The sequence below is a fragment of the Nocardiopsis sp. L17-MgMaSL7 genome (assembly GCF_003182025.1).
Taxonomy (GTDB): Bacteria; Actinomycetota; Actinomycetes; order Streptosporangiales; family Streptosporangiaceae; genus Nocardiopsis; species Nocardiopsis prasina.
This window is the reverse complement of the sequence record NZ_QGTF01000009.1, coordinates 217,306-235,835: the sequence shown is the minus strand read 5'-3', so window position 1 is coordinate 235,835 and position 18,530 is coordinate 217,306. Positions and strand designations below refer to the sequence as shown.

Genomic DNA, 18,530 nt, shown 5'->3' with positions numbered 1-18,530 from the left:
GGGCCTCCGATAGTAGTTCTGCGAGCGTTTGCGCATGTCAAAGCGGTTTCATGTGCGGATGACCGGTTCGCTCGCTGGTCACACCCCCTACGAAAGTCGGGGGTGGCACCTGACAAAGGAGTCCCGAACCCGCTCCGCGTCATGCCTTTGGCCGGGGTGAGGATCAGCCCCCAGACCGAGGTGGCGGGGGCGGTCACGGACCTAGCGTGGAGACACACGCCGAGGAGCACGGGGCATCCCGTACAACCGGCACCGTCCCCTTCCCGAGTTCTGGAGTTGTTCTGTCGTGACCGAGTCCGCTGTGAAGCCCACGTCCCCGGTCCAAGCCCCGCCGGTGGTGGTGGCTCGGGGGCTCACCAAGATCTACGACACCGGCGGCAACCAGGTGCACGCCCTGGACGGTGTGGACGTGGAGTTCCGCCGGGGCGCGTTCACCGCCATCATGGGCCCCTCCGGCTCGGGCAAGTCGACCCTGATGCACTGCCTGGCCGGGCTCGACGTGCCCACCTCCGGCACCGTGCACCTGGGTCGCACCCAGATCACCGGCATGCGCGACGGTGACCTCACCCTCCTGCGCCGCGACCGGATCGGCTTCATCTTCCAGTCGTTCAACCTGCTGCCGATGCTGACCGCGGAGCAGAACATCCTGCTCCCCTCCCAGATCGCCAAGCGCAAGGTGGACCAGGCCCGCTTCGACCACATCGTCGACGTGGTGGGCCTGCGCGACCGGCTGAACCACCTCCCCACCAAGCTCTCCGGCGGCCAGCAGCAGCGCGTCGCGGTGGCCCGCGCCCTGCTCAACGCCCCCGAGGTGGTCTACGCCGACGAGCCCACCGGTAACCTGGACTCCCGCTCGGGGGCCGAGGTCCTGGCGTTCCTGCGCGACTCGGCCAAGGACCTGAACCAGACCATCGTCATGGTGACGCACGACCCCGTCGCGGCCTCCTACGCCGACCGCGTGGTGTTCCTGCGTGACGGCAGCCTGGTGGACGAGGTCCACGACCCGACCGCCGAGGTCGTCTCCGACCGACTGCTGAAGCTGGAGGCCTGAGCTCCATGCTGCGCACCACACTCGCCGGGCTCAGACTCCACAAGTCCCGGTACGTCACCACCGTGCTGGCCATCCTGCTGGGTGTCATGTTCGTCTCGGGGACCCTGGTCTTCGCCGATACCCTCAAGGCCAGCTACGAGAAGTCCGTGATGGGGTCGGCGACCAGTGTCGACGCCATCGCCGTCCCCGAGGCGGAGGACGGCGTGGACGAGGAGGGCTACCGTCTGGAGCCGGTCCCCTTCGACGACGCCGTGCTGGACGGCATCCGCGCCCTGCCGGAGGTCGCCGCGGCCGACGGTCTGATCCGGGGCCAGGCCGTGCTCCTGGACGCCGAGGGCCGCGCGTTCGGTTTCACTCCGCCCGCCGCCGTGGCGTTCGGTGAGACGAGCCGCTTCTCCGCCAGCGAGGGCGAGCTGCCCGCCGCGGACGACGAGATCGCCCTGGCCACGTCCACCTCCGACCAGACCGGTTTCGAGGTCGGCGACACCGTCACGGTGCTCGACCCCGACCAGGAACAGCGTGAGTTCACCGTCACCGGGCTGGTCAACTTCGGTGTCGACGCCGGTTACAGCTTCGGCGGCGCGGTGGTCCTCTCCCCGGACACCATCCAGGAGATGACCGGCGCGTCCGGCTACTCCGAGGTCAACGTGCGGGCCGCCGACGGAACGTCGGCCGAGGACGCTGCCACGGCCGTCGCCACGGTGACCGGTACCGACGTCCAGACCGGAGCCGAGTACGGCGAGGAGATGGCCGCGAGCGCGGGCGCGCAGACCGAGATGATGCGTGTCGCACTGCTGCTGTTCGGTGTCATCGCGATGTTCGTCGCCGGGATCGTCATCTACAACACCTTCGCGATCCTCATCGCCCAGCGCCAGCGTGAACTCGCTCTGCTGCGCTGCGTGGGTGCCAAGCGCGGTCAGGTCTTCCGCTCCGTGCTGGCCGAGTCGTTCGTGGTCGGTCTGTTCGCCTCCGCCCTCGGCGTGCTCGCCGGTGTGGGTGTGGGCGCGGCCGGTGCGCGGTTCGGCGGCCAGCTGGTGGACTCCGACGTCACGGCCTCGTTGGTCGTCACCCCCACCGCGGTGATCGTGGGTCTGCTGGTCGGCACGCTCATGACCGTGTTCTCCGCTCTGATTCCGGCCGCGCGCGCCACCCGCGTGGCCCCGCTGGCGGCGCTGCGTACCAGCGCCACCGCCTCCGGTCTGGAGAAGGGGACCGGCTGGGTGCGCGTGGTGTTCGGCGTGCTGGCCTTCGCCGTGTCCGCCGCTCTGGTGATGCTGAGCCGGTCGATGGACACGGACCCGAACAGCCTGTTCGTCGTGACCGGCGCGGCCCTGATCGCCTTCGTGGGCGTGGTCGTCCTCGGCCCGCTGCTGGTGCGCGGGATCGTGCGGGTCGTCGGCGTGCCGCTGCGCCGCCTGGGTGTGCCCAGCATGCTGGCGGTGGACAACTCCACCCGGAGCCCGCGCCGTGCCGCGACCGCGATGATCGCGCTCACGGTGGGTGCCACGCTCATCACCGGCTACTCGGTGATCAGCGCGTCGTTCGAGACCACGCTGACCGCGCAGCTGGAGGAGCAGTTCCCGGTCGACTACCAGATCAGCGCCCAGCACCCGCCCGGGATCCAGGGCGCCACCGAGCCGGAGGAGGGTGCCGAGGAAGCCTCCACTGAGGAGGGCGCTGAGGGTGCTTCGGAGGAGGGCGTGACCGACGGGGAAGCGCCCGTCGACGAGGCGAGCGGTGACCCCCTCGTTCCGATCGAGGTCCAGGAGAAGCTGGCCGCGAGCCCGATGCTGGACAGGGTCATGTCCCAGCGGTCCACGCACCTGGAGGACGACTCCTCCCCTGAGTCGATTCCCCTGCCGGTGACCGCGTTCTACGGCGCCGAGGTGGGCTCCGACGTCAAGGGCGAGGTGGTCGAGGGCGACCTGGCCGACCTGGAGTCGGGTGGTGTGGTCCTGTCCCAGAACTTCGCGGAGGGCATGGGTGTCGGTGACGCCTACACCGTTCCCGCGCCGAGTGGGGACCTCAACCTGGAGGTGACCGCGATCGTCGAGGACGACGCCACCTTCTGGGGAGCGATCATCACCCCCGACGACTTCTCGGCGGCCTTCCCCGAGATCGCGGAGAGCCGCTACCTGCACCTTCGTGCCGCTGACGGCGCCGACTCCGCCGAAGTGCGCGAGGCCGTCTACGCGGCGGTCGACGAATACCCGATGGTCCAGGTGATGTCGGTCGCGGAGATGAAGAACCAGTTCACCGAGATGATGGACATCGCGTTCTACACGATCGCGGCGATGCTGGGTCTGGCGATCGTCATCGCGGTGTTCGGTATCTCCAACACGATGGCGCTGTCGGTCCTGGAGCGCACCCGGGAGTCCGCTCTGCTGCGGGCGCTGGGTCTGGCCAAGGCGCAGCTGCGCCGGATGCTGAGCGTCGAGGCCGTGCTGCTGTGCCTGATCGGCGCGGGGATCGGTATCGCCCTGGGCGTGCTGTTCGGCTGGGCGGCCGGTGCGGCGGTGCTCCCGGGCCTGGTGTTCAGCATCCCGGGTGCCCAGATCGCGGTGTTCATCGCGATCGCGGTGCTCGCCGGCCTGCTGGCCGCGGTGCTGCCCGCCCGTCGGGCGGCCGGGACCTCGATCACCGGGGCGCTCGCCAGCGAGTAGCCACTGGTCAAAACCGAACAGGACGACGGAAAGTCGGCGCGGACCCCCACCCACGGGCGGGGGTCCGCTCCTATGGTGTCGGTAGTCCTCGGGAGGGGTGTCGTATGAGTGGTTCGGCCTCGGTACCGGTCGCCGGGCGGGTCGCGTGGGGAACACCCGCGGCACGGTGGATGCTGACCGCCACGGTCCTGGGTTCGGGGATGGCGTTCCTGGACTCCACGGTGGTGACGGTGGCGCTGCCCGCCATCCAGGGCGACCTGGACACGGGGCTGGCGGGACTCCAGTGGATCGTGAACGGCTACATGGTCACGCTGTCCGCGCTGATCCTGCTCAGCGGCTCGCTCTCGGACCGGTTCGGCCGGGTGCGGCTGTTCATGGTGGGGGTGGCGGTCTTCGCTCTGGCCTCGGCGCTGTGCACGTTCGCGCCGTCCCTGGAGTGGCTGGTCGCCGGGCGCGTGATCCAGGGGGTGGGCGGTGCGCTGCTGACCCCGGGGAGCCTGGCCATCCTCCAGGCGGGGTTCCGTGAGAACGACCGGGCGCGGGCGATCGGCGCGTGGTCGGGGCTGACGGGTGTGGCCGCGGCCGTGGGTCCCTTCGTGGGCGGCTGGCTGGTGCAGATCGGCGACTGGCGGCTGATCTTCCTCATCAACCTGCCGATCGCCGCCGTGGTGCTGCTGATCGCCTGGTTCCGCGTGCCGGAGTCCCGGGACTCCGCCGCCACGGGACGTCTGGACTACAGCGGTGCGCTACTGGGGGTGGTGGCGCTGGCCGGGATCACGTACACGCTGATCCAGTGGGGTGCGGTGGGCTCCACCCCGGCGGTGTGGACGGGTGCGGCCGTGGGTGTGGCGGCGTTGGCCGCGTTCCTGTTCACGGAGGCGCGCAAGTCCTTCCCCATGCTGCCGCTGGGCATCTTCCGGTCGTTGCCGTTCAGCGTGACCAACGGGGCCACGGTGCTGATCTACGGTTCGCTGGGGCCCCTGCTCTTCCTGATGGTGATCTACCTCCAGGAGGTGGCGGGGTACTCCCCGGTCGCCGCCGGAGCCGCGTCGTTGCCGATCACCGTGCTGATGCTGTTGTTGTCGGCGCGCTCGGGCAAGCTCGCCGCCCGGATCGGGCCCCGGATCCAGCTGGTGGTCGGTCCGCTGCTGCTGGCCGCCGGTTTCGTGGTGTTGTCCCGGCTCCAGGAGGAGGCCCCCTACCTGACCGGGGTGCTGCCGGGGGTCCTGCTGGTGGCGCTGGGTCTGTCCACGACCGTGGCACCGCTGACCGCGACGGTCCTCGCCTCCGTGACGGAACGGCACGCGGGGCTGGCGTCGGGGGTGAACAACACGTTCGCGAGGGGCGCGCAGCTGATCGGTGTGGCGGCGGTGCCGGTCCTGGCGGGGATCGGCGGTTCGGGCGGTGAGGGTTCGGAGGCGCACGGGGACTCGACGGCGCTCGCGGCGGGGTTCGGCACGGCCATGCTGATCCTGGCCGGCCTGTGCGTTCTGGCTTCGCTGTGCGCCCTGGTGCTGCCGCGCGGGCGGATGCCCGAGGCCTCCGAGGCCGCCGACCGGGGGTCGCTCCCCGAGGAGAGCACCGCGGTGGAGGCGCTCGGCGAGGACCAACCGCTGCGTTTCTGCGGTGTGTCCGGTCCTCCGATGCGCTCCTGCCCGGGGTCGACCGCGGGGGACCGATCCGAGCACGGGCGCGGCTGAGCGCGGTCAGCGCTCGTATCCCTCCAGGGGCAGGTCGTTGACGGCGTTGGGGTCCGAGACCACGCTCAGCGCCGCTTCCTCGGCGCTGCGGCCCTCGCCCCAGCGCTGTCTGGGGATGGCGCCCAGGTGTTCGGCCCGCACACCCTCGGTGATCCCGAGGCTGCCTCGGCTGTCGTCGTCCTCGAAGTCGTAGCTGAGGATGTTGTAGTCGGGATCGAGGACCCGTTCTCGTTGGGCGACCTCGGTCGCCTGCGGGTCGTCTCCCAGGTCCAGGTCCACTTCGTAGGGCTGTTCGGTCACGGTGTCCGCCTCCTTACCAAAGTTCTTCCCCGTATTGACCTCGAAGATCACACGTCCCCCGCGACCCTGTGGACAACTCCCTTCGCGGCGTGGCGGCGACGACACCGGATCCCCTGGTGAGGGCGGGCAGCGGTCGGGGCCGGGTCGCGCAGATCGGACGTCGACGCTTCCCCTGCGGACGGCTCTCCAGCACGCGCGAGGGCCCCGGGAAGCACCGTCGGCTTCCCGGGGCCCCGTTCGGGTTCAGGCCTCGTCGGGCTCGTCCACCTCGCGGACGGCCTCGGACTCCGCACCGGGTTCATCGAGGTCGAAGTCCTCCCTCGGGATGACGTCGTCGCGTTCCTCCCGGACACCCTCGTCGATGCCGCGCTCGGTGGCCTCGCTCTCGTCCTCGAACGTGTACCCGTACACGGGTGCGTCCGGGTTCTGGCGGCTCTCGGCCTCGGCGATCTCGCTCTCCTGGGGGTCCTCCCCCATGTCGGCGTCCACGTCGTAGGGCTGTTCGGACATGTGGTCCCCCTTGCTCACCGTCCAGTCACCCGCATGATCGCAGTTCGGCGCTGATCGGTGAAGGGGGACACGGCCGGCGTCAGCGCCGGGCGTTCTCCGCGCGGCGCAGCCTCAACGGCCGCAGCGCCGCCTCCAGGGCGACCGCGCCGTCGAGTTTGCTCTGCCCGACCACCCGGTCCTCGAAGTGGATGGGGATCTCCATGATCTTCTGGCCGCGCCGGAAGGCCCGGTAGTGCATCTCGACCTGGAATGCGTAGCCGGTGCTCTCGATGCTGGCCAGGTCCAGGACCTCCAGGGCGGAGGCCCGCCAGACCTTGAAACCGGCGGTGACGTCCTGGACGGGGATGGACAGCACCCGCCTGACGTAGGAGTTGGCCCAGCCGCTGAGCAGGCGGCGGCGCAGCCCCCACGCCTCGGAGAGGCTCCCGCCGGGCACGTAGCGGCTGCCGATGACCACCCCGGCGTTGGTGGAGTGCAGGGTGCCCAGGAGTTGGGGGACGTAGCCCACCGGGTGGCTGAGGTCGGCGTCCATCTGCACGACGTAGTCGGCGCCGTCCGCCAGCGCGCGGGTCATGCCCTCCACGTAGGCGCGGCCGAGGCCGTCCTTGCGGGTGCGGTGCACCACGGACAGCCGGCCGCCGAGCTCCAGCGCGAGCTTGTCGGCGACCTCTCCGGTCCCGTCCGGCGAGTTGTCGTCCACGACGACGACCCGCAGCCGAGGCAGGTCCAACGCCATGAGCTGCGCCACCAGGACCGGCAGGTTCCCGGCCTCGTCGTAGGTGGGCACGACCACCGTCAGGGCGGAGCTGCGCCAGGGTTCGGGCAGCGCCACCGGCTCGGGGGTGATCCGCGCCGACGCGGTCGGGACGGGCTCCGGGTGCGACGGATGGGTGGACATGCGCGGCGGCTCCTGGGAGGGCGGACGTCGTTGCTGACGGGGGCGGGGAGCGTCCAGGATCACGCACTGGACGTCCACCACACAATAGGTGCGGACGCTACGGTACGCGCTCCATTCGTCCCGAAGGGGGCGCACAGACTCCCGTGAAGGTCACTGGCCGCGTTCGTCGGCCACCACGGTGACGTGGACCAGGGCGCCGGTCTCCTCCAGGGTCATCAGTACCTCGGGGTCAGCGCTGCTGTCGGTGACGAGGTGGGCGATCTCCTCGGGGGCGACGGTGGTCACCATGGTGTCCGCGCCGACCTTGGTGTGGTCGGCCAGGACGATGGTCTCCTCCGCGCAGGCGGACAGGGCGCGGTCGACACTGGCCACGGCGGGGTTGGGGGTGCTCAGTCCACGGTCGGCGCTGACCCCGTTGCCGGACAGGAACGCGCGGTTGACCCGAAGTCCCGCCAGGGACTCCTCGGCCGCCGCCCCGACCAGGGCCCGCATGGGCGCGTGGAGGGTGCCCCCGGTCATCACGACCTCGACCCCGGCGGCACCGGCCAGGACGTCGGCGACCCGGAGGGAGTTGGTGACCACGGTGAGGTCCCCGTGCCCCAGGAGGGCCCGGGCGAAGGCCTCGGCGGTACTGCCGGGGCCGATGGTGATGGCGTCGCCGGGCCGGACCAGGCGCGCGGCGACCGTGGCGATGGCGGCCTTCTCGGCCGCGCACTGGCCGCTCTTACCGGTGTAGCTCTGTTCATGTCCGATCCTGCCGGGCAGCGCGGCGCCGCCCCTGCGGCGGTCCAGCAGGCCCTCGGCCTCCATGGCGCGCACGTCACGGCGGACCGTGACCTCCGAGGCGCGCACCTTGGCCGCGATGTCGCGCAGGGACATGCTGCCGTTGGCCCGCACCAGTTCCAGGATGCGCTCCCGGCGCTCGGCGGCGAAGGCCGGTCGGCTCTCCTCGGTCATGGGTACGGGCCCATCCTTCCGTGCTGGTCGTGGCGCACGGCGGGGGACCGCGCCTCCCTAGAGTACGGACCGGTCCCTGGTGGGGTGTGCCTCGCTCTCCGGCCTGTCGGACAGCAGGGTCACCATGAAGAGCACGGTGAGCGTGACGAGGCCGACGAGCGCTCCGGCGCCGAGCAGCATGACGACAGACATCTGAGCCTCCAAGGGGGCGGGCTGACCTGCCACTTACCGAATGCCCCGTTTGGGTTCGGCTCACACCACAGATCACCCGGAAGATCAGCGACAATGGGAGATATGACCCTCAGCTCCGCGCCCCTCGACTCCACGGTGTGGTGGGCCCACACCTCCGCCGCGAGTGACCGCCTGCTGCGTCTGTTGGACAGATCCGAACTCGAACGCCAGGCGCGGTTCCGGCTCCAGGCGGACCGCGACCGCCACCTGCTGGGTCGTGCCCTGTCCCGCCTGGTGCTGGCGGACAGGGCGGGCTGCGCGCCGGAGACGGTGACCTTCGACCTGCGCTGCCGCTCCTGCGAGGACAAGTCCCGGACCGGCGCGGAGGAGGGCCGGGACGGTGAGCGGGCCCCGCACGGCAAGCCCGTGCCCTCGGGAGCGGCGCGTGGGTGGGAGATCTCCGTCAGCCACTCCGGTGAGTGGGTGGCCCTGGCGCTGGCCCGGGAGGTGCCGCTCGGCGTGGACGTGGAGCGGATCTCCGAGAGCCGTGACCTGGCCGGGCTGGCCGGGTACTCGCTTTCCGACGGCGAACGCCTGGCGTGGGACGCGCTGCCGGAGGAGGACAGGACGGGGGCGTTCTTCGGCTACTGGGCGCGCAAGGAGGCCCTGCTCAAGGCGACCGGACTGGGGCTGTCGGGCGGGCTGCGCAGGGTGACGGTCAGCCCGCCGGAGGCGGAGGCGCGTCTGCTGTCCTGGGAGGGCGGCGGCTGCCCCGAGTCCGCCTGGCTCTCGGACCTGGACCGGGGGCCCGAGTACCGGTCGGCGCTGGCCGTGCTGACCGACCGCGCGGTGAGGCTGACGGTGCACCCTCCCGAGCGCACCGCCGAACTCCTGCGCGGGTAGACCGGGGCCCGGACACCGCCGGGCCCTGCGGCCCCTACCCCTCCTTGGCGAGGTGGCGGCTGATGACCAGGCGCTGCACCTGGTTGGTGCCCTCCACGATCTGGAGGACCTTGGCCTCGCGCATGTAGCGCTCGACCGGGAAGTCGCGGGTGTAGCCGTAGCCACCGAAGACCTGGACGGCGTCGGTGGTGACCCTCATGGCGGTGTCCGTGGCCATGAGCTTGGCCATGGCGGCCTGTTTGCCGAACGGGCGTCCGGCGTCGCGCAGGCGGGCGGCGGACAGGTAGAGCTCGCGGGAGGCGGCGATCTGTGTGGCCATGTCGGCCAGCATGAAGCCGATCCCCTGGAAGTCGCCGATGGCACCGCCGAACTGGCGGCGCTCCCGGGAGTAGGTGACCGCGGCGTCCAGCGCGGCCTGGGCCACTCCCACGGCGCACGCGGCGATGCCCAGACGGCCGGAGTCGAGGGCGGACAGGGCGATCCCGAAGCCGCGGTCCTCCTCCCCCACCAGCGCGTCGGCGCCGAGCTCGACGCCGTCGAAGGTCACCCCGGCGGTGGGAGAGGAGCGCATGCCCATCTTGTGCTCGGGGGTGGCCGAACCGAGGCCGGGCGTGTCCGCCGGGACGTGGAAGCAGCTGATCCCCCGCGCGCCCGAGTCCGGCGCGCCGGTGCGGGCGAAGAGCGCGTAGTAGTCGGCCTGGCCGCCGTGGGTGATCCACGCCTTGGCGCCGTTGACCCGGTAGCCGTCCGGGGCGCGCTCGGCGCGGGTGGTGAGGGCGGCGGCGTCGGAGCCGGAGGAGGTCTCCGACAGGCAGTAGGCGCCCAGGAGTTCGCCGCCGACCATGGCGGGCAGGTGAGCGGACTTCTGCTCGGCGGTGCCGAAGGTGGCGAGCGGGTAGCAGGAGAGCGTGTGGACGCTGACTCCGAGACCGACCGCGAGCCAGCCCCGGGCGAGTTCCTCCACCACCTGGAGGTAGACCTCGTAGGGCTGGTCGCCGCCGCCGTACTCGCCCGGGTACGGGAGCCCGAGCAGTCCGGCCCGCCCCAGGGTGGTGAAGACGTCGCGCGGGAAGACGGAGCCCTCCTCGTCCTCGGCCGCGCGGGGGGCGATCTCCTTGTCCACGATCTCCCCGGTCAGCTCCATGAGCTGTTCGGCCTCGGGTGTGTGCAGCGTGCGTTCGACCGCCATGAACTCTCCCACGGTTGGGCGCCCCAGGCGCGCCTCGGACCGACCGGCTTCGCGGGTTCCCCACGAAGTAGTAGGTCATCCAACTATATGGTGACGCAGGGCACCTTATCCCAACGAACCACGCCGGACGGAACCGAGGTGCCACCGGACCGGTGGACCCTGGACGGAAGGGCCCGAAGGGGCCGGAACACCGCACAGGATGTGCGACTCGTCCGTTCTGCCCGCGACGCCTGTACACGGAGGCCCCCGGCGCCTTAGATTCCACGCATGGACCTCGAACTCCGCCATCTGCGAACGATCTGCCTCCTGGCCGACACCGGCAGCGTGACGCGGGCGGCCGCCGCGCTGTCCACGTCGCAGCCCGCGCTGACGACCCAGTTGCAGAGGATCGAGCGCGAAGTGGGCGGCCCCCTGTTCCACCGGGGACGTTCGGGGGTACGGCCGACCGAACTCGGCGAGTTCGTCCTGGTCCGGGCGCGTGCGGTGCTGTTGTCGATGGACGACCTGCTGCACGACATCACGGCGCGCGGCGCCTCGCCGAGCACGTTGCGCGTGGGCGGGGTCGGTCCGCTCACCGTGGAGCTGTCGGCGCGGCTGCCGGAGGTGTTCCCCAATGTTCCGGTGCACGTGCGCACCGAGTACTCGCCCAAGCTGGTCACGGACCTGGTGCGGGCCGGGCGACTGGACCTGGGGACCACCATCGACTACGTGGACCGCGACCTTCCGACCGACGGCCCCCTGGCCTGGGCGATGCTCGCGGTGGATCCTCTGCACGTGGCGCTGTGGTCGGAGCACCCGTTGGCGCGGGAGACGTACATCCGACTGGAGGACCTGGCCGAGTGTCCTTGGGCGCTGACGCCGCCGGACGGCACCGGTTGGCCGGAGTGCTTCTACCTGGCCTGCCAGCGGGCGGGGTTCAGCCCCCAGGTCCCGTACCGGCTCTACGAGAGGTCGGAGATCCGCGACCTCATCGCCGACCGCCGGGCGATCGCTCCGTGCCAGGCGGACTTCGAGTCCGGGCGCGGCGTGGTGGTGCGCCAACTGGAGGGCGCTCCGATACAGCTGCGGCACCTGCTGGTCTGGCGCCGCGACAGCCCGGTGGACCAGGCCTCGGACCGTGTCGCCAGGCTCGCCCGCGAGCTGCTGGACCGGACCCCCTCCGAAGGCGGCCGCCCGGCCGCGCGACCCGTCCGCCCCTGACCGAAGCACACACGCACCCCGCGCACCGACATTTCCACCGGACACCGCCGCCCCACTGTGACCAGCGGCGATCCGTTCCGATCCGTGCGCCGACCCCCTTGGGGCTACCGGTGGCCGCGGGCGTGAGGCCCGTTCGTATGATGTTTACCAGCCGGTAACGTACTGGCGAGTAGGCACCGTCGCCTCCTCTCCTTCTCCCGAGCACGAAGCCGCTTTCCCCCACGGGCCGCCAGGCCCAGCAGCGAAGGCACAACCGAGTTCAGGAAACCACCATGCGAACACTGGGAACAGCCGCGGCGGCCCTCGCCGTCGCGGTACTCGCCGCCTCCTGCGCGGGCCCCGAGTCGGCCGACCAGGAGACCTCCCCCGACGCCACCACGACGGGGGTCACCGACGACAGCGTCGTCATCGGGACCCACCAGCCGCTGACCGGACCGGCCTCGCCGGGGTTCGCGCACGTCTCCACCGGGGCGAGCGCGGTCTTCGACCACATCAACGACAACGGCGGCATCCACGGGCGGAAGATCGACTACCGGGTGGAGGACGACGGCTTCGACCCGGCGCGGACCATGGACGTCACGCGCTCCCTGGTCGACGACGACGGGATCTTCGCGATGCTCGGCGGACTGGGCACCCCCACCCACGAGTCGGTCATCGAGGAGCTGAACGACGAGGGCGTCCCGGACCTCTTCGTCTCCTCCGGCGCGCTCGCCTGGGACCAGCCCGAGGAGTACCCGCACAGCTACGGCTTCCAGGTGGACTACTCCAAGGAGGCCAAGGTCCAGGGCGCCTACCTCGCCGAGAACTTCCCCGGTGACGACGTCGGTCTGCTCTACCAGAACGACGACGTCGGGCCCGCCTCCCACTCGGGGATCGAGCAGTACCTCATCGACGACATCGTCGCCTGGGAGTCCTACGACCCGGGTGTCCCGGAACTCGACGGCCAGGTCACCGAACTCAAGGCGGCCGACGCCGAGGTGGCGGTCTGCTACTGCATCCCCGCCTTCCTCGGCCTGGCCATCCTCGAGGCCCAGGAGATCGGCTACGAACCACAGTGGGTGGCGCCCAGCTTCGGCGGCGACGTGGAGACCATCTCCCAGCTCATCGAGGAGTACGCCGAGGGGACCCCCGCCGAGGACGTCCCGCCCGAGACCTTCACCGACGGCCTCATCATCACCGCGTTCCTTCCGATGGCCGCCCAGGAGGACGATCCCTGGACCGCGTTCTACCGCGAGATCCACGAGGAGTACAACGAGGGCGCCCCCTTCACCGACACCACCGTGTACGGCATGGTGCAGGCGACCCTGTTCGCCCAGCTCCTCATGGAGGTCGGCCCGGACCTGGACCGCGAGCGGCTGCTGGGGACCCTCAACTCACGGGAGTGGACCGGCCCCGGCCTGGTCCCCTTCGTCGCCACCGAGGACGACCACAGCGGCTACTCGGGGGTGATGGTGGTGCGCAACCGTGCCGGGGAGGAACCCGAGATCCTCCAGGAACCACGGGTCACCGACAGCGACGGCGGGGAGATCCTCCCCTTCGAGCTGGACCGTCCCGCACCGGACGAGGTGCCCCTGTTCGGCTGAGTCCGTGGACGGCGGGCGCGGACACACCGGATCACGTCCGCGCCCGCCGCTCCGGTTCCCGCGCTCGGCGACGGCGCGAACGCCACCACCAGGCCAGCGCGAGGAGCGCGGCGGCCACACCCGTGGCCACCGCCACCGGGAACCCGAGGTCGGTCCCGCCTGTGCCGACCAGCACCATCGCGGCCGTGGCCGGCAGGGACCCCAGGGCGGTCCCCACGGCGAAGGGGCCGGCCCGCAGCCCGGTCACCCCGAATCCGTAGTTGACCATCTGGTACGGGATCACCGGAATGAGCCGTAGCTGCACGACGGCCAGGAGCGCCCGCCACCCGACCAGGCCCTCCAGCCGGTTTCGGACCCTTTCGGGGAGTCGACGGGAGAGCGCGTCCCCGGCCACGTGGCGGGCCACCGCGAACTGGATGACCGCTGCCAGCACTCCCCCGGCCAGGGCCAACACCACCCCCGCCGCCAGGCCGAACAGCAGTCCCCCGGCGATGTTCAGCGCCGGGCGCGGCACCAGCGCCTGCACGGCCAGGACATAGGCGGCCAGGTAGACCACGGCGCCCCGGAGCCCGGCGTCGGCGGTCCACGCCCGCACCGCCCCGAGGTCGGGTCCGCGCAGGACCGCCCACACCAGCAGCGCGACCCACCCCGCGAGCAGCGCCACGCGCCACACCCGACCCCACCTGTGCCCCATTCGTCCCAGGTTAGGCGCTGGTTCGGGGCTGCTCAGCGCTCTTCCAGGCGGGGGAAGACCACCTTCTTCAGCACCAGGGTGAGCGCCGCCGCCGTCGGGATGGCCAACAGAGCGCCCACCAGTCCGAGCAGGGCGCCGCCGAGCAGCGCGGCCGTGATGTTGACCGTGGGCACCACGTCCACCGCGTGCCGCATGACCCTCGGGGCGATGACGTAGCTCTCGATCTGCTGGTAGATGAGGAAGAACACCAGCGTCACCAGACCCATCCACGGGTCGCCGACGGCTACGGCCAGCGACGCCACCACCGCGCCGATGGTGGTCCCGATCAGCGGGATCAGCGCCGTCACCGCGACCACCAGGGCCAGGGTGAGCGCGTACGCGGAGCCGGTCAGCCACAGGAACAGGAAGGCCACCACCCCGCCGAGGGCCGCGACCACCAACTGTCCGGCGATGAACGCGCCGATACGTTGAACGATCTCGTCACCGATCTCCTTGACACCGGCCCGGCGCGAGCGGGGCACGAACCGGTACGAGACGTCCAGGATCCCGGGCAGCGAGGCCATGAAGAAGAGCGTGAGGATGAGGACGGTGAAGGTGGCGAACAGCGAGTTGAACACCACCTGTCCCACTCCCACCAGTCCACCGAAGACCTGCTGGCCGAAGTCGCCGGCCGTGACGACGCCCTCGATCCGGCCGATCACGTCGTAGCGCCGGTCCAGGTCACGGAAGAACGCCGAGTGCTGGAGCTGGTCCAGGGACGACGGCAGGGACGTGGCGAAGCCGCTGACCTGCGTGGTCAGGGGTGGCACGATCGCCCAGACGAACACGACGAGGAAGGCCACCAGCGCCAGGCACACCGAGAGGATCGCGGCCCAGCGCGGCATCCGCAGCCGCCGCAGGGACTCGATGGCGGGGTTGAGGCCGATCGCCAGGAAGAGCGCGACCAGGATGTAGACGAACACCGCCCGGGCACTGGTCAGGGCCTGCACGAGCAACCAGGCGCTGAGCACCCCCAGGGCTCCGATGAAGCCGAGCAGGAAGTAGTTGGGGCGGTGTGTCTCCTCGACCACCGGTCGCCGCGCCGGTGCCTCGGGCCGCTTCTCGGGTGCGCGCTTCCTGGATCTCACTTGCTCCGCTCCGGTGGGTCGGGGAGACGCAGGGTGAACAGGGCCCCGCCGAGGAGGTCGCTGTGGCCCGCGGTCAGGGTGCCGCCGTGGGCGCGCGCGATCTCCCGTGAGATGGCCAGCCCCAGGCCGCTGCCGCCCGGATCGCGTTCCTTCGACTCCGAGAGCCGGGCGAAGCGTTCGAAGACGCGCTCGCGGTCCTTGACCGGGATGCCCGAGCCGTCGTCGTGCACCTCGACCACGGCGGCTCCCTCGTGGTGCTGCACGATGACGTCGATGCGGCTGTTGGCGTGGCGTGCGGCGTTGGCGACGAGGTTGGTCAGCACCCGGACGACGCGCAGCCGGTTGACCCGCGCGTACACGGGTTCCGAGGCGTGCACGTACAGCTGGGGCGGGCCGGGTTGGTCGGAGAACTCCTGTCTCACCGTCTCGGAGAGGTCGATCCGCTCGTGCGCCATCTCCAGGTCGGTGTCCAGACGGGCCATCTCCAGGAGGTCCCCGACGATGTTCTCCAGCCGTTCCGTGTCGGAGAGCAGTCCGGTCAGCAGACGCTCCCGGGCGCGTTGGTCAGGATCGGGGTCGGAGAGTTCGACCTCCAGTTTGGTGCGCATGCCCGCGATGGGGTTGCGCAGTTCGTGGGAGGCGTCGGAGACGAACCGGCGCTGTCGGGTGACCGCCTCCTCCAACCGGGCGAGGCTGGAGTTGGCGGTTCGCGCCAGGTGGGCGATCTCGTCGTCGCTCTTGGGCAGGGGGAGCCTGCGGTGCAGGTCGCCGACGGAGATGAGTTCCATCTCGTCGCTGATCAGCGAGACCGGGCGCAGGGCCCGTCCGACTCCGTACCAGATGACAAAGCCCGATCCGAAGATCAGCAGGGCCGAGGCGCCCAGCAGCACGAGTTCCAGGACCCTGTCGCCCAGGATCAGCGGGGTGCGGGTGGCGGCGAGGGCCATGACGTTGTCGCCGTAGGCGGAGCCGTCGACCACGTACGCGACCACCTGGAAGCAGTCACCCGTCGGGTCCTCGGGGATGACGTCACAGACGTAGTCGTCCACCCTGAAGTCGCCGGGGTCGGGGTCGTGCTCGTTCAGGGGCGGTAGCCCGCTCAGGGCCACGCTGGAGGCCAGGACCTCGTCGGTCTCCCAATCGATCACCTGGAAGCGCAGGATGGGTTCGGACGCCGGAATCGGCCCGTCGTAACGCTCCGTCATGATGTGGTCGGCCACGTGACGGGCGCCCTCGGCGGCCCGGTCCCGGAGCTCGTTCAGGGTGACTTCCCGGATCAGCAGGATGGAGGCGCTGAGCAGAATGCAGATGACCAGGGAGAGGATGACGACGGCACCGAGCGTGACCCGGGCTCGGATGCTTCGCGGACGTAGTGCGCCCCAGGGCCTCCAGGGTCGCTCGTACCGATCTGCCACCCACCCATTGTGACTCAGCGCAATAGGAAACCCTTGAATGATCTCCGGTGTGGCGACCGAAACGCACGAACGGGCACGAGATCCCGATTCGGGCGGTTTCGTCCCCGACAGCGCGTCGCCCCGCGAGCCGATGCGCTCGCGGGGCGGCCGGGCAGACTACTCGTAGGGGTCCGGCGGGTTGGTGACCTCATCGACCGAGGTGGTCGTGATCTCGTGCTCGGAGACGTCGTACAGGTCCCCCTCCGGTTCCACCCAGGTACCGCGCACCGTCCACCAGGTGTCGGCCTCCGGCGCGGGATGGTCGGTGATGAGGATCTTGTTGACCACCGCGTCGGCGGCGCAGCAGGCCATCTGGAGTCGGGCCAGGTACCAGCCGTCACCGTCCTGCGCGGGTACGGCGAACCCGGTGAGCTCGACCTCGCGGCCGGACAGCTCGCGCTCCTCGTCGATCCACGCCCGCATGACGAACTGCTGGATGTCGAGCGGGACCACGTCCTCGGGGGCGGCCTGGCTCAGTTCGTCGGTGAACCGGGAGGGGGCGCGCTCGTCGCGCGGAGGCGGGCCGCTGGAACCGCCGGTGCTCTCCACGGTGTAGGAACCGAGTGCGGGCGGAGCGATGACGAACACCGCGATCACGGGAAGCAGGAGCAGCCAGGCCACGCGGGGGGCGACGGAGTGGTCGTGCCCGTGGCCGTCCCCGCCGCCGTTGCCGTACTCGGCCGTGGCGTGGTCGAGTTCCGAGCGGGGCGCGGAGCCGTCTGAGGACGCGGTCGTCACGGCGTCCTCAGGAACCGCGTCCTCCTCGTCCAGAGCGTGGCTCTCGCCGCGCAGTTCGGCGACGATGATCAGGACGCCGAGCAGCACCATGACCACTCCGGCGGCGATCAGGAACGGGCCGAAACCCGCCTTGACCCAGTTCAGGTACAGGTTGGTGGGGACGGTGCTGGTCAGCGCGGCGGCACCGAGCAGGACGAGCGTGAGCCCCTGGGCGATCCGGTTCACAGGAGGATGGCTCCGATCAGGAAGGTACTGAGCAGGCCGACCACCAGGCAGATGGGGGCGAACCGGGCGACGAAGCGCCAGCCGAACACCCCGGCCTGCATCGCGATCAGTTTGAGGTCCACGATCGGCCCGATGACCATGAACGCGAGCTTTGCGGTGGGCGAGAAGTCGGTGAGGCTGACCGCCACGAAGGCGTCGGCCTCCGAGCAGATCGAGAGCAGGATGGCCAGCAGGGCGAGCACCAGCACCGAGATGATCGGCGCCTCGGCCACGGCCAGCAGCCACTCCCGCGGCACCATGACGTTGAGTGTGGCGGCCGCGAGCGCGCCGACCACCAGGTAGCCGCCCGCGTGCATCATGTCATGCAGCATCGACTCCCGGAAGACCTGCCACTTGGAGGCACCGGGGGCGTGGGTCCGCGAGGGCAGGCGCAGCCAGTCGGCCTTGCCGAAGCGCACCCAGATCCAGCCGATGACCACCGAGGCCAGCAGCGAGGCCACGAAGCGGGCCAGGATCATCTCCGGTTGCCCGGCGAAGGCCACGGCGGTGGCGATCATGACGATGGGGTTGATGGACGGCGCCGCGAGCAGGAAGGTCAGCGCCGCCGCCGGAGCGACCCCGCGCTTGATGAGGCTCCCGGCGATGGGCACGGAGGCGCACTCGCACCCGGGCAGGAGCGCACCGGAGGCTCCGGCCACGGGGACCGCCCGCCCAGGCTTGCTCGGGATGAACCTCTGGTAGGCCGAGGTGGGCACGAAGGCGATGAGCGCCGCCGACAGGGCCACCCCGAAGACCAGGAAGGGCAGGGCCTGGAAGCTGATGGCCGTGAAGATGGTCGCCCAGGCCAGGAAGGCCTGGCTGGTCAGTTCGTCCGTGATCCAGGCGTGGGCCATCGCCATGGCGGTGATGAAGAGGGCGAACAGCCAGACCGTTCCGGTGCGGCGCGAGCCGGTGCGCCTCCCCCAGTCGGCGGGGGGCAGTTCGTCGCCGTGGTCGCTCCAGTCGCGGGCGATGGAGTCGCCGAGTGAGCTGGTGGGATCGGGCGTGGCGTCGCGCTCCGATGTGGTCCGTTCGGACACGGGGGCACTCCGTGGGGTTCGATTGGGAACTCCCCGAATGGTAACCGAAAACGATTTTCGTTTGTACATCCGCCGATCGGCCTGTGGA

The 18,530-nt window shown here is 70.7% G+C and carries 17 protein-coding genes; 6 read left to right on the top strand and 11 right to left on the bottom strand.

What is annotated here, in order from left to right:
- The first annotated feature begins 286 nt into the window (after positions 1–286).
- The 3 genes from BDW27_RS17930 to BDW27_RS17920 all read left to right on the top strand — a co-directional run bounded on the left by BDW27_RS17930 (position 287) and on the right by BDW27_RS17920 (position 5,414).
- Positions 287–1,051 carry an ABC transporter ATP-binding protein gene (locus BDW27_RS17930; RefSeq protein ID WP_110050410.1) on the top strand — a complete coding sequence of 255 codons (765 nt, stop codon included), beginning with the start codon at positions 287–289 and terminating at the stop codon, positions 1,049–1,051.
- A gap of 5 nt (positions 1,052–1,056) precedes the next feature.
- Positions 1,057–3,714 carry an ABC transporter permease gene (locus BDW27_RS17925; protein ID WP_110050408.1) on the top strand — a complete coding sequence of 886 codons (2,658 nt, stop codon included), beginning with the start codon at positions 1,057–1,059 and terminating at the stop codon, positions 3,712–3,714.
- 104 nt (positions 3,715–3,818) lie between these two features.
- Positions 3,819–5,414, top strand: coding sequence for an MFS transporter (locus BDW27_RS17920; protein WP_026129435.1), 1,596 nt, complete (start codon positions 3,819–3,821; stop codon positions 5,412–5,414).
- A 6-nt stretch (positions 5,415–5,420) separates the two neighbouring features.
- Here BDW27_RS17920 and BDW27_RS17915 read toward each other — a convergent pair whose 3' ends face one another.
- The 5 genes from BDW27_RS17915 to BDW27_RS28030 form a co-directional block, all read right to left on the bottom strand.
- Positions 5,421–5,714, bottom strand: coding sequence for a hypothetical protein (locus BDW27_RS17915; protein ID WP_110050406.1), 294 nt, complete (start codon positions 5,712–5,714; stop codon positions 5,421–5,423).
- A gap of 243 nt (positions 5,715–5,957) precedes the next feature.
- A complete protein-coding gene (locus BDW27_RS17910) occupies positions 5,958–6,224 on the bottom strand; it encodes a hypothetical protein (protein ID WP_017545549.1) in 267 nt (88 codons plus the stop codon).
- Positions 6,225–6,303: 79 nt separating this feature from the next.
- Entirely contained in the window at positions 6,304–7,122 is an 819-nt protein-coding gene (locus BDW27_RS17905) for a polyprenol monophosphomannose synthase (RefSeq protein WP_110050404.1), read from the bottom strand.
- A gap of 150 nt (positions 7,123–7,272) precedes the next feature.
- Complete coding sequence (locus BDW27_RS17900) at positions 7,273–8,079, bottom strand: DeoR/GlpR family DNA-binding transcription regulator (RefSeq protein WP_017545547.1); 807 nt, start codon at positions 8,077–8,079, stop codon at positions 7,273–7,275.
- 57 nt (positions 8,080–8,136) lie between these two features.
- Positions 8,137–8,271: a hypothetical protein gene (locus BDW27_RS28030; protein ID WP_017545546.1), complete on the bottom strand. Its 135-nt coding sequence runs from the start codon at positions 8,269–8,271 to the stop codon at positions 8,137–8,139.
- Between the two features lie 102 nt (positions 8,272–8,373).
- Between BDW27_RS28030 and BDW27_RS17895 the strand changes: the two genes are divergently transcribed.
- Positions 8,374–9,153, top strand: coding sequence for a 4'-phosphopantetheinyl transferase superfamily protein (locus BDW27_RS17895; RefSeq protein ID WP_199560692.1), 780 nt, complete (start codon positions 8,374–8,376; stop codon positions 9,151–9,153).
- A gap of 34 nt (positions 9,154–9,187) precedes the next feature.
- Here BDW27_RS17895 and BDW27_RS17890 read toward each other — a convergent pair whose 3' ends face one another.
- Positions 9,188–10,342 (bottom strand): acyl-CoA dehydrogenase family protein, encoded by a 1,155-nt coding sequence (locus BDW27_RS17890; RefSeq protein WP_110050401.1) that lies wholly within the window; start codon positions 10,340–10,342, stop codon positions 9,188–9,190.
- Positions 10,343–10,609: 267 nt separating this feature from the next.
- Here BDW27_RS17890 and BDW27_RS17885 point away from each other — a divergent pair, with 267 nt between their 5' ends.
- On the top strand, positions 10,610–11,542 hold the full coding sequence (locus tag BDW27_RS17885) for a LysR family transcriptional regulator (protein WP_110050399.1): 933 nt from the start codon (positions 10,610–10,612) through the stop codon (positions 11,540–11,542).
- A 272-nt stretch (positions 11,543–11,814) separates the two neighbouring features.
- The gene (locus tag BDW27_RS17880) at positions 11,815–13,125 is read left to right on the top strand and encodes an ABC transporter substrate-binding protein (RefSeq protein WP_110050397.1); all 1,311 of its coding nucleotides are present in this window, start codon (positions 11,815–11,817) and stop codon (positions 13,123–13,125) included.
- Positions 13,126–13,156: 31 nt separating this feature from the next.
- Here BDW27_RS17880 and BDW27_RS17875 read toward each other — a convergent pair whose 3' ends face one another.
- The 5 genes from BDW27_RS17875 to BDW27_RS17855 form a co-directional block, all read right to left on the bottom strand.
- Complete coding sequence (locus tag BDW27_RS17875; protein WP_026129434.1) at positions 13,157–13,819, bottom strand: TVP38/TMEM64 family protein; 663 nt, start codon at positions 13,817–13,819, stop codon at positions 13,157–13,159.
- Between the two features lie 32 nt (positions 13,820–13,851).
- Complete coding sequence (locus BDW27_RS17870; RefSeq protein ID WP_110050396.1) at positions 13,852–14,946, bottom strand: AI-2E family transporter; 1,095 nt, start codon at positions 14,944–14,946, stop codon at positions 13,852–13,854.
- Positions 14,943–16,361 (bottom strand): cell wall metabolism sensor histidine kinase WalK, encoded by a 1,419-nt coding sequence (locus BDW27_RS17865; RefSeq protein WP_110050394.1) that lies wholly within the window; start codon positions 16,359–16,361, stop codon positions 14,943–14,945. Before BDW27_RS17865 ends, BDW27_RS17870 begins: the two co-directional genes overlap by 4 nt.
- A 156-nt stretch (positions 16,362–16,517) precedes the next feature.
- Complete coding sequence (locus BDW27_RS17860; protein ID WP_110050392.1) at positions 16,518–17,363, bottom strand: TIGR03943 family putative permease subunit; 846 nt, start codon at positions 17,361–17,363, stop codon at positions 16,518–16,520.
- Positions 17,360–18,442, bottom strand: a complete 1,083-nt coding sequence (locus BDW27_RS17855) for a permease (protein WP_110050390.1) — start codon at positions 18,440–18,442, stop codon at positions 17,360–17,362. Before BDW27_RS17855 ends, BDW27_RS17860 begins: the two co-directional genes overlap by 4 nt.
- Positions 18,443–18,530: the final 88 nt, after the last annotated feature.

Bases quoted from the DNA above. Each gene is read 5' to 3' on its own strand.
- BDW27_RS17925 (WP_110050408.1), top strand. From the start codon at position 1,057: ATGCTGCGCACCACACTCGCCGGGCTCAGACTCCACAAGTCCCGGTAC.
- BDW27_RS17920 (WP_026129435.1), top strand. From the start codon at position 3,819: ATGAGTGGTTCGGCCTCGGTACCGGTCGCCGGGCGGGTCGCGTGGGGA.
- BDW27_RS17910 (WP_017545549.1), bottom strand. From the start codon at position 6,224: ATGTCCGAACAGCCCTACGACGTGGACGCCGACATGGGGGAGGACCCC.
- BDW27_RS17905 (WP_110050404.1), bottom strand. From the start codon at position 7,122: ATGTCCACCCATCCGTCGCACCCGGAGCCCGTCCCGACCGCGTCGGCG.
- BDW27_RS17900 (WP_017545547.1), bottom strand. From the start codon at position 8,079: ATGACCGAGGAGAGCCGACCGGCCTTCGCCGCCGAGCGCCGGGAGCGC.
- BDW27_RS28030 (WP_017545546.1), bottom strand. From the start codon at position 8,271: ATGTCTGTCGTCATGCTGCTCGGCGCCGGAGCGCTCGTCGGCCTCGTC.
- BDW27_RS17895 (WP_199560692.1), top strand. From the start codon at position 8,374: ATGACCCTCAGCTCCGCGCCCCTCGACTCCACGGTGTGGTGGGCCCAC.
- BDW27_RS17890 (WP_110050401.1), bottom strand. From the start codon at position 10,342: ATGGCGGTCGAACGCACGCTGCACACACCCGAGGCCGAACAGCTCATG.
- BDW27_RS17885 (WP_110050399.1), top strand. From the start codon at position 10,610: ATGGACCTCGAACTCCGCCATCTGCGAACGATCTGCCTCCTGGCCGAC.
- BDW27_RS17880 (WP_110050397.1), top strand. From the start codon at position 11,815: ATGCGAACACTGGGAACAGCCGCGGCGGCCCTCGCCGTCGCGGTACTC.
- BDW27_RS17875 (WP_026129434.1), bottom strand. From the start codon at position 13,819: ATGGGGCACAGGTGGGGTCGGGTGTGGCGCGTGGCGCTGCTCGCGGGG.